At 63.5% G+C, this 9,799-nt stretch carries 7 protein-coding genes and 1 tRNA gene; 6 read left to right on the forward strand and 2 right to left on the reverse strand.

The features are described from left to right. Positions 1 to 34: 34 nt before the first annotated feature. On the reverse strand, positions 35 to 1,627 hold the full coding sequence (locus BR71_RS17870; protein WP_043640734.1) for an NAD+ synthase: 1,593 nt from the start codon (positions 1,625 to 1,627) through the stop codon (positions 35 to 37). A 74-nt stretch (positions 1,628 to 1,701) separates the two neighbouring features. On the opposite strand from BR71_RS17870, the gene BR71_RS17875 reads away from it, so the two are divergent. Beyond that, positions 1,702 to 2,835 (forward strand): GNAT family N-acetyltransferase, encoded by a 1,134-nt coding sequence (locus BR71_RS17875; RefSeq protein WP_052370784.1) that lies wholly within the window; start codon positions 1,702 to 1,704, stop codon positions 2,833 to 2,835. Between the two features lie 62 nt (positions 2,836 to 2,897). After that, a tRNA-Ser gene (locus tag BR71_RS17880) sits at positions 2,898 to 2,988 on the forward strand. Between the two features lie 56 nt (positions 2,989 to 3,044). On the opposite strand, the gene BR71_RS17885 is transcribed toward BR71_RS17880, so the two are convergent. Further along, positions 3,045 to 3,482: an acyl-CoA thioesterase gene (locus BR71_RS17885; RefSeq protein ID WP_162179232.1), complete on the reverse strand. Its 438-nt coding sequence runs from the start codon at positions 3,480 to 3,482 to the stop codon at positions 3,045 to 3,047. Between the two features lie 386 nt (positions 3,483 to 3,868). On the opposite strand from BR71_RS17885, the gene BR71_RS17890 reads away from it, so the two are divergent. The 4 genes from BR71_RS17890 to BR71_RS17905 all read left to right on the forward strand — a co-directional run. Further along, positions 3,869 to 4,621: a substrate-binding periplasmic protein gene (locus BR71_RS17890; RefSeq protein ID WP_043640736.1), complete on the forward strand. Its 753-nt coding sequence runs from the start codon at positions 3,869 to 3,871 to the stop codon at positions 4,619 to 4,621. Between the two features lie 550 nt (positions 4,622 to 5,171). Continuing rightward, on the forward strand, positions 5,172 to 6,314 hold the full coding sequence (locus BR71_RS17895; protein ID WP_043640738.1) for an efflux RND transporter periplasmic adaptor subunit: 1,143 nt from the start codon (positions 5,172 to 5,174) through the stop codon (positions 6,312 to 6,314). Positions 6,315 to 6,324: 10 nt separating this feature from the next. Continuing rightward, on the forward strand, positions 6,325 to 9,459 hold the full coding sequence (locus BR71_RS17900; RefSeq protein WP_043640741.1) for an efflux RND transporter permease subunit: 3,135 nt from the start codon (positions 6,325 to 6,327) through the stop codon (positions 9,457 to 9,459). Next, positions 9,452 to 9,799, forward strand: a 348-nt coding sequence (locus BR71_RS17905; RefSeq protein ID WP_043640744.1) for a TolC family protein, incomplete at its 3' end; no start/stop codon positions are given. The genes BR71_RS17900 and BR71_RS17905, both read left to right, overlap by 8 nt.

Genomic DNA, 9,799 nt, shown 5'->3' on the forward strand with positions numbered 1-9,799 from the left:
CGGCGCCGGGGCGCGGCGGCCCCGGCTGCGGGCGTCAGCTGAATTTATTGGTGATCGGGTAGCGCCAGTCCTTGCCGAAGCCGCGGTGGGTGACGCGCGGGCCCACTGGCGCCTGGCGGCGTTTGTACTCGTTGATCTTCAGCAGCCGCACCACGCGGCGCACATCGGCTTCGGCGTAGCCTTCGGCGATGATGGCGTCGGCGGACAGGTTTTCCTCCACGTAGCGCGCCATGATGGCGTCCAGCACCTCATAGGGCGGCAGGCTGTCCTGGTCGGTCTGGTCCGGGCGCAATTCCGCCGACGGCGGGCGGGTGATGATGCGCTCCGGGATGATCTCGCCTTGCAGGTTGCGCCAGCGGCACAGTTCGAACACCAGGGTCTTGGCCACGTCCTTGAGCACGGCGAAACCGCCGGCCATATCGCCGTACAGGGTGCAGTAGCCGGTGGTCATTTCCGATTTGTTGCCGGTGGTGAGCACCAGCTTGCCGCTCTTGTTGGACAGCGCCATCAGCAGGGTGCCGCGGATGCGCGCTTGCAGGTTTTCCTCGGTGGTGTCTTCGGACAGGCCGGCGAAGCTGGGCGCCAGCGCCTGAACGAAGCTTTCGTACATCGGCCAGATTTCGATTTCGTCGTACTTCACGCCCAGGCGGTTCACCATGTCGCGGGAATCGGTCACCGAGATGTCCGCGGTGTAGCGCGAGGGCATCATCACCGCGTGCACCTTGTCCGCGCCCAGCGCGTCCACCGCCACCGCCAGCGTCAGCGCGGAGTCTATGCCGCCGGACAGGCCCAGCAGCGCGCCGGGGAAGCCGTTTTTGCCGATGTAGTCGCGCACGCCGGTCACCAGCGTCCGGTAGACGCTTTCCAGCGGGCCGGGCAGCGCCGCTTTGGCGCCGGGCAGCAGGTCGCCGTCGTCGAAGTCGACGATCAGCAGCTCGTCGTTGTAGGCGGCGGCCTGGGCCACCACCTCGCCGGCGCGGCTGACGGCGAAGGAGGCGCCGTCGAACACCAGTTCGTCCTGGCCGCCGGTGAGGTTGACGTAGGCGAAGGGCAGGCCGGTTTCCTCGGCGCGGAAGCGCAGCACGTCGTGGCGGGTTTCAATCTTGTTGCGATGGAAGGGGGAGGCGTTGAGCACCACCACCACGTCCGCGCCGGCGTCCGCGGCCTCGGCGGCCGGGTCGACGGACCACACGTCCTCGCAGATCAGCACGCCCACCTTGGCGTCGCCCTGTTGGAACACCAGAGGCGCCGCGCCGGGGGTGAAGTAGCGGCATTCGTCGAACACTTCGTCGTTGGGCAGCAGCATTTTGTGATACTGGCCCAGGCGGTTGCCGTCGCGCAGCACAGTGGCGGCGTTGAAGCGCTCCGCTCCCATCCGGGCCGGGTGTCCCACCACCAGAGTGATGCCGTCCAGCTCCAGCAACTCGTCCAGCGCCTGGCTGCAGGCGCGGTAGAAGCTGTCGCGCAGCAGCAGATCTTCCGGGCTGTAGCCGGTCAAGGCCAGCTCCGGCGTGACCAGCACGTCCGCGCCCTGGGCGATGGCGGCGTGGGCGAGGTCGAGGATTTTGCGGGTGTTGCCGGCGATATCGCCGACAACGGGGTTGAACTGGGCGAGCGCGATACGCATCTTGATAGGGAACCGAATGTTTCGAGATAGATGGAATTTTACCTGATAGACGGCGCAAACGCCCGAGAGGAATCATGGTGTCGCTGCAATTGCATGAGAGAGTGGGCGCCTGGAGCGTGGAACAATGGGCCGGGCTGGGGGAGAGCGGCAACCTGTTCATGGGCCGCCCATGGTTGGAAGCGCTAGAGAGGGCCGCTTGCGTGGGCGAGGCCAGCGGCTGGCAGCCCTTGCCGCTGGCAGTGGAGCGGGAGGGCCGCTTGCAGGCGCTGGCGCCGGCTTATTTGAAGCGCCATTCGCGCGGCGAATACGTGTTTGACTGGGCCTGGGCCGAAGCCTATGCGCGCGCCGGGCTGCAATACTATCCCAAGCTGGTGGTGGCGTCGCCGTTCAGCCCGGTGAGCGGCCGCCGGTTGCTGGGCGCTCCGGAGGCCTGGCCGCAATTGATCGCCGGCCTGGAGCAGGTTGTGGACGAGCACGGCTTGTCGTCGGCCCATGTGCTGTTTCCCACGCGGGAGGAGGCGCAAGCGCTGGGCGAGGCCGGCTGGCTGTTGCGCGAGGGCGTGCAGTTCCATTGGCGAAACCGCGGCTACGCCGACTTCGACGCCTTCCTGGCCACGTTGAGCCGGGACAAGCGCAAGAAAATCCGCCAGGAGCGGCGCAAGGTGGCGGAGGCGGGCGTCAATGTGCGGGCTCTGCGCGGCGAGGCCATCCATGCCGAGGATTGGACGTTTTTCTACCGCTGCTACCGCCAGACTTATCTGGAGCATCGCTCCGCGCCCTATTTGAACCCGGCTTTCTTCGCGCTGCTGGCGGAGCGGCTGGGTTCGCATTGCCTGATGTTCGTCGCCGAGCGGGACGGCGCGCCGCTGGCGGCCAGCCTGTGTCTGGAGCAGGACGGCGTGCTGTACGGACGCTACTGGGGCGCGTTGGTCGATATTCCTTGCCTGCATTTCGAACTGTGCTACTACCAAGGCCTGGAATACGCGATCCGCGCCGGCCTGCAGTGCTTCGAAGGAGGCGCCCAGGGCGAGCACAAACTGGCGCGCGGTTTTGAACCGGAGCGGACATGGTCCGCCCATTACATCGCCGACCCGCGTTTCCGCGCGGCGATCGCCGGCTGGCTGCGGCGCGAACGAGAAGGGGTGGGCGAGTATGTCGACGCGCTTTTTTCTCATTCCGCTTACAAAACACTTGCGCCGGATGGATAGGGCTTATATACTGCGCAGCCTCTGTGAACGAAACGCCAAGCGCCTTGTTTCGCAGAGATTCTGGAGAGGTGGATGAGTGGTTTAAGTCGCACGCCTGGAAAGCGTGTTTAGGGTAATACCCTAACGGGGGTTCGAATCCCCCCCTCTCCGCCAAAGCAAGCAAAAAGCCCTGACTGTTTCAGTCAGGGCTTTTTTGCGTTCGGCGTTTCTCAATCCAGCGCCTGAAAATCCTCGGTGCGCTCCGCCCAGGCGAAGATGGCGCTCAGTTCCGGCGGCGGCGTGGTCAGCTTGCGCAGGGTCAGGTCTATCCATGAACCGCTGACTTCGTGACGCGCGGCCAGCCGGCCGTCCTCTTTGTAGATTTCGTGGCGGATGCAAAAGCGTTTGCCATCCTGGCTGAGGCCGGCGATGGCCAGGCGCACGTGGATACGCTCGCTTAGCCGCAGTTCCTTGAAATACTCGGTCCACTCCTTGAAAATGACCGGGCCAAAGCCCAGCGCCTGAAATTGTTCAAAGCCGAAGCCCTGGCCGCGCAGCCATTCGATGCGGGCATGAGTGCAGAAATCGGCGTAGGCGGTATGGCGGACGTGCTGGTTGGCGTCGCAGTCGGACCAGCGCACTTCCAGCGGATGGCAAAACGGTTCCAAACCAATCTCCTCAAGCGGCAGCGGTTAGCATGAAGGCGGGGCGATTCATGATCTTGGCATTGCCCGCGCGCGGGGGTCAAGCGCTTTGCCGTTGCCCGCTTCAGCTTAGGCGGTGGCGCGGGAAGGCCGTTGTTCCCGGTGAGATAGAAGATGGACGGTATCCAGCAGCGCCATAAGGTTCCAGGACGATTCGATCGGCGGGCTCGCGATTTTCATACGTGGTTTCGCGGAAAGGAGAGGCCGCGGTGCTGATGAGGGCGTCTTGACTAGAAAAGCTGTCGATATTAAGCGTGGCTAGGGAACCGCACGTTGGCAGCGGGCGATTGTTGGCGAGCGGCGCTTGTCCATTGTCGGGCCGTGTCGTTGCGGTGGAGAAGGGGATACAGATGCAAGCGTGGTTTCGACGAATCTTGTGTGCGGTCCTGCTCGCCGTGGCGGCGCAAGCGGACGCATCGCCTCCGTCTCTGCTTATCGCCGTGGAGGATGACTGGCCGCCGTATTCGGAGCGTGGCGCCGATGGCGCGCCGCAGGGGCTGGCGCCGCAACTGGCGCGGGAGGCCTTCCGCCGCCAGGGCGTTTTGGTCAGCTTCGTACTGGTGCCGTTTGCACGTTGTTTGATGTTGGCGCGGGTTGGCCGCGTTGCCGGGTGTCTCAGCGCCACCATTACCGACGATAATCGCGGGCAGTTCTGGTGGCATCCAACGCCGATGTTCACCGAGGAGCTGGCCATCTTTTCGCTTGCCGCCGCCGATGCCGGGCTGAGTCTGCGGGACTTGGCCGGACGAAGAGTGGGGATTACTCAGGACTACACCTATCCCAGCGCTTTCATGAGAGATTCCAAAATCATAAAATCCGTGGCGCATTCGGATGACGACCTGATTCGCATGCTCTTGGCCCGCCGCGTGGATTGTGTCTTGATGAACACGCGTCCCGGCCAGTTGCGCATCCGCGGCAACCCCGCCGCCGCGGGCCGCATTCGCAAGGTGGGGAGCATCAGCCAGGATGGCTTTTGGCTGGCTTTCTCCAAGGCGCGGCCCAAGGGCCGTGAGAACGCGGCGAAATTCGAGGCCGGCCTGAGCGCAATGCGTGGGGACGGCAGCTATGAGCGTCTATTGAAAGCCTTTCAGCCTCTGCCATAGAGCTTGTTCAAAGTCTGCTGCGCTTCGTGAAGCGTTGCACGGTGAGTACAAGCTCAAAATGCTCATGTACCACTCGACCACTCCGCTTTTTCGCTTGTTTTCGCCTTGTCTCGCTCTTGCTCGCGAGACTTTAGAACAGGCTCTTAGCGATGGTGATAGTTGGCGGCGCGGCTTGAAACCGCAAAAACGGCTCGTCGCGATCGTCATTATAGATTTGATTCGCATTCACAACTTTTTACACCGTTTTCCCGTGAATTTACCCGCAATTTACAAAAACGGCTGTTTTCAAAAAAAACACTTCATAACAGGCTGTTCTAATGGGAGGCGGTTTAGAGCCGCTAACAAGCCCTCGTAGAGAACCTGAGCCAATGCACGCCGACGCAGGCAGTGCAAGCAGGCTCAACGTGAGGGGGTTAGCGGGTCTTCAGCCGCTTCCAAACAGGACTGCCGCGCCTCTGGTTCAGAGCAGTCCGCTTGACCCTACAAGGTTTCCGCTTGCGCCTGGGTTGGCCCGCCCATCCTGAATACCCGCTCATATGGAGAAATAATAATGCGCTATTCGCCGCGACAGCTATTGTCGTTTGCCCTGCTATTGTCCTCGCCCGTTTGGCTTGCCGCCTGCGGCTCGCCGCAGCAACAGGCTGCCGTCGTACCGCAAGTCACCGTGGAAACCGCTGTGCCCGGCGACGTGCCCATGACCATGGAACTGGTGGGCGAAACCGCCGGTTACCGTGATATCGAGGTGCGCGCCCGCGTGGGCGGCATTTTGCTCAAGCGCACCTATGTGGAAGGCCAGCCGGTGAAGCAGGGCCAGACGCTGTTCCAGATCGATCCCGCCCCTTACCAAGCGCAGCTGGGACAGGCGAAGGGCGCGCAGGCGGTGCAGTTGGCCGCGCTGCAAAAAGCCGAAGCCGATCTGGAGCGCATCCGTCCGCTGTACCAGGAACAGGCGGTTTCCAAAATGGACTACGACAACGCGGTGGCGGCTCTGAACTCCGCCAAGGCGGCCAAACAATCCGCTGACGCCAAGGTCAAGGAAGCCCAGCTCAACCTGGACTACACCCGCGTCGCCGCGCCGATTCCCGGCTTGACTAGCAAGCAGGTGCAATCCGAAGGCAGCCTGATCCGCGTGGACGCCGCCGAGCCGCTGACCACCATTTCTCAGCTCAATCCCATCTACGTCAATTTCTCCATTTCCGAGCAGGACAGCCTCAATTACGAGCACAGCCTGTCCACCGGCAAAGTGAGCGCGGATGACGGCACCCTCCACCCGGTTCGCATCCGTCTGGCGGACGGCCGGGTCTACGCGCAAAGCGGCAAGCTGGATTTCCGCGACAACCGCGTGGATCCCAAAACCGGCACCATCAGCGCTCGGGCGCAATTTCCCAATGAGGACGAGCGTTTGCTGCCGGGCCAGTTCGTGCGCGTGCTGCTGGATCTGGGCGTGCGCAAGAATGTGCTGACCGTGCCGGAGCAGGCTGTGGTTCAGGCTCAAGCGGACAATCAACTGATGGTGGTGGGCGCGGACAACAAAGTGCAGGCCAGGATGGTCAAGCTGGGCGCTCAGGTGGGCGGCCGGGTGGTGATCGAATCCGGCCTCAAGGCCGGCGAGCGGGTGATTGTCGATGGCCTGATGCAAGCTCGTCCCGGCACGGTGGTCAAGCCGGTGACCGCCGCGCCGGCCAAGGCGTAAGGAGAGGCTTATGTTCTCGCGTTTCTTCATTAATCGCCCCATCTTCGCCAGCGTGTTGTCCATCGTCGTCGTGCTGGCCGGCCTGGCTGCGATGCGCGCGCTGCCGGTGGAGCAGTATCCGCAGATCGTTCCGGCCGTGGTGTCGGTGTCGGCCAATTACCCGGGCGCCACGCCGGAAACCATCGCCCAAACCGTGGCCGCGCCGCTGGAGCAGCAGCTCAACGGCGTGGAAAACATGCTCTACATGCAATCCAGCGCCGCTTCCAACGGCCAGCTCAGCCTCAATGTCTATTTTGCCGTGGGTACCGATCCGGACCAGGCCACCATCGACGTCAATAACCGGGTGCAGGCGGCGATGAAGCAGCTGCCGGACGAGGTGCAGCGCCAGGGTGTCACGGTGCGCAAGAAGTCCACCTCGGTGCTCAGCGTGATCTCCATCGGCTCGCCCACGGGCCAGTACGACCGCAACTACCTGTCCAATTTCGCTCTGCTCAACGTAATGGATGAGCTCAAGCGCATTCCCGGCGTGGGCGATGTGGCGATGATGGGCGGCACGGATTACGCGATGCGGCTGTGGCTGCGGCCGGACCGCATGGCCCAGCTGGGCCTGACCCCGTCCGACGTGGCCAAGGCGGTGCGAGAGCAGAACGCTCAGTTCGCCGCCGGCAAGATCGGCGCTCAGCCCACCAGCGCGCCCATCAGCTTTACTTATACGGTCAACGCCAAGGGCCGGCTCAGCGAACCCAAGGAATTTGAGAACATCATCGTGCGCTCGATGCCGGACGGCTCCAAGATCCGCGTCAAGGATGTGGCGCGGGTGGAAATGGGCGGCAACGACTACGATGTGCTCGGCACCCGCAACGGCAAGCCCAGCGTCGGCATCACCACTTATCTGCAACCCAGCGCCAACGCGCTCAAGGTATCCGCCGCCATCGCCGCCAAGATGGAGGAGCTCAAGGCCCGCTTCCCGGCCGGGGTGGACTACACCATTCCCTTCGACACCACCAAGTTCGTCAAGGTCTCCATCCACGGCGTGGTGGAAACCCTGCTGGAAGCCACGGTGCTGGTGTTCCTAGTGGTTTATTTGTTCCTGCAGAATTTCCGCGCCACGCTGATTCCCTGCATCGCGGTGCCGGTGTCGCTGATCGGCACCTTCGCCGGCATGCTGCTGTTGGGCTTTTCCATCAATCTGCTGACCCTGTTCGGCATGGTGCTGGCCATCGGCATTGTGGTGGATGACGCCATCGTGGTGCTGGAAAACGTCGAACGCATCATGAGCGAGCGGCGCTGCAGCGCCAAGGAGGCCGCGGTGCTGGCGATGGGGGAGGTGTCCGGCGCCTTGGTGGCCATCGTGCTGGTCTTGTGCGCGGTCTTCCTGCCGGTGGCCTTCATGGGCGGCATGACCGGCGTGATGTACAAGCAGTTCGCCGTCACCATCGCCATGTCGGTGATCATCTCCGGCATTGTCGCGCTGACGCTGACCCCGGCATTGTGCGCTTTGTTGCTCAAGCCCGGCCATCATCAGCCGCCGCGTTTTTTCCAATGGTTCAACCGCGCTTTTGAACGCTTGACCGGCCGCTATGTGTTGGGCGTGCTGTTTCTCAACCGCCGCGTCGGCGTCGCTTTCGGCCTGATTGCCGTTATTCTGGCGGCCACGGTCGGTTTGTACCAGAAAGTGCCGGGTTCGTTGGTGCCTAATGAAGATATGGGCACCTTGTTCGCCAGCACCGCGCTGCCGGACGCGGCCGCGTTGACTCGCACCGCCAAGGCCACGGCGGAATTCGACCGGCTGATGATGGCCAACCCCAATGTGGAAAGCGTCACCACCTTCACCGGTTTCGACATCCTGTCCGGTTCCAAGCAGACCAACCGCGGCACCAGCTTTGTTACCCTCAAAGATTGGGACCAGCGCAAGGCCAAGGGCGAGGACTCTTTCTCCGTGTCCGCCGAGTTCAATCGCCTGGGCCGCACCGTGCAGACCGGCGTGATGAGCGCTTTCAACCCTGCGCCCATCATCGGCATGTCCACTACCGGCGGCCTGGAGGCTTATCTGCAGGACCGCGGCGACCATGGCGCGCAAAAGCTCAGCCAGGCGGCGGAGAAACTGCTGGCCGCCGCGCGGCAGCGGCCGGAGTTCGCCAGCGTGACCACCACCTTCCGCGCCAACGTGCCGCAGAAATACCTGGACCTGGACCGTGAAAAAACCAAGGCGCTGGGTGTGGACATCAACCAAGTGTTCGACACCCTGCAAGCCACCTTCGGCCAGCTTTACGTCAACGACTTCAACAAGTTCGGCCGCACCTACAAGGTGCAGTTGCAGTCCGAGGCGGATTTCCGCGCGCGGCCGGAGGACATCGCCAATATCTATGTGCGTTCCACCGAGGGGGTGATGGTGCCGCTGTCCAGCCTGGTGGAAGTCAAATCCAGCTACGGGCCGGAGCTGGTGGACCGCTTCAACATTTTCAATGCCGCCAAGATACTGGCCCAGCCGGCGCCCGGCGTCAGTTCCGGCCAGGCCATCCAGGCGCTGGAAGAGGTGACCCGGCAAGTATTGGGCAACGACTATGCGCTGGCCTGGAGCGGCAGCGCCTATCAGGAAAAACTGGCCGGCGGCACCGCCGCCACGGCTTTCCTGTTCGGCATCCTGATGGTGTTCCTGATCCTGGCGGCGCAGTATGAACGCTGGAGCCTGCCGCTGGCGGTGGTGACCTCGGTGCCCTTCGCGCTGTTCGGCGCTTTGCTCGCCGCCGTCATCGGCCATCAGGACAACAACGTCTACTTCCAGATCGGCGTGGTCACGCTGGTGGGCCTGGCGGCCAAGAACGCTATCTTGATCGTGGAGTTCGCCGTGCAGCAGCGTCAGCAGGGCTTGCCGTTGATGGACGCCGCGCTGGAAGCGGCGCGGCTGCGTTTCCGCCCCATCGTGATGACTTCGATGGCTTTCATCCTGGGCTGCGTGCCGTTGGTGATTTCCAGCGGGGCCGGTTCCGCCAGCCGTCGCGCGTTGGGCACCCCGGTGGTGGGCGGCATGCTGGCCGCTACTTTCATCGCCACATTCTTTGTGCCGATGTTCTTCCGGCTGATCATGCAGGCGTCCGAGCGGCGCAAAAAGCCGGTTGCGGCGGAGGAGGCCGACCATGTTTAAGCGCGCCCTGATTCCCTCATTGGTGGCGCTGGCGCTGACCGCTTGCGCGGTTGGCCCCGACTACAGCCGCCCCAAACTGGAGCTGCCGGACAGCGCCCAGGTCCAGAGTCCGGCCATCGCCATGGACTGGTGGAAACAGTTCAACGATCCGGTGCTGGACCAGCTGATCGCAGAGGCCCTGGAACACAACCAGGACCTGGCCGCCGCCGCCGCCCGCGTCGACGAAGCCGCGGCCCAGGCCGGCATCGCCCGCGCCCAGTTGCTGCCGGCGTTGAACGCCAACGCCGGCTATCAGCGCGGCCGCACCTCCACGGCGACAACCACGCCGGGCGCGCCGCTG

Source organism: Chromobacterium haemolyticum DSM 19808, assembly GCF_000711885.1.
Taxonomy (GTDB): domain Bacteria; phylum Pseudomonadota; class Gammaproteobacteria; order Burkholderiales; family Chromobacteriaceae; genus Chromobacterium; species Chromobacterium haemolyticum.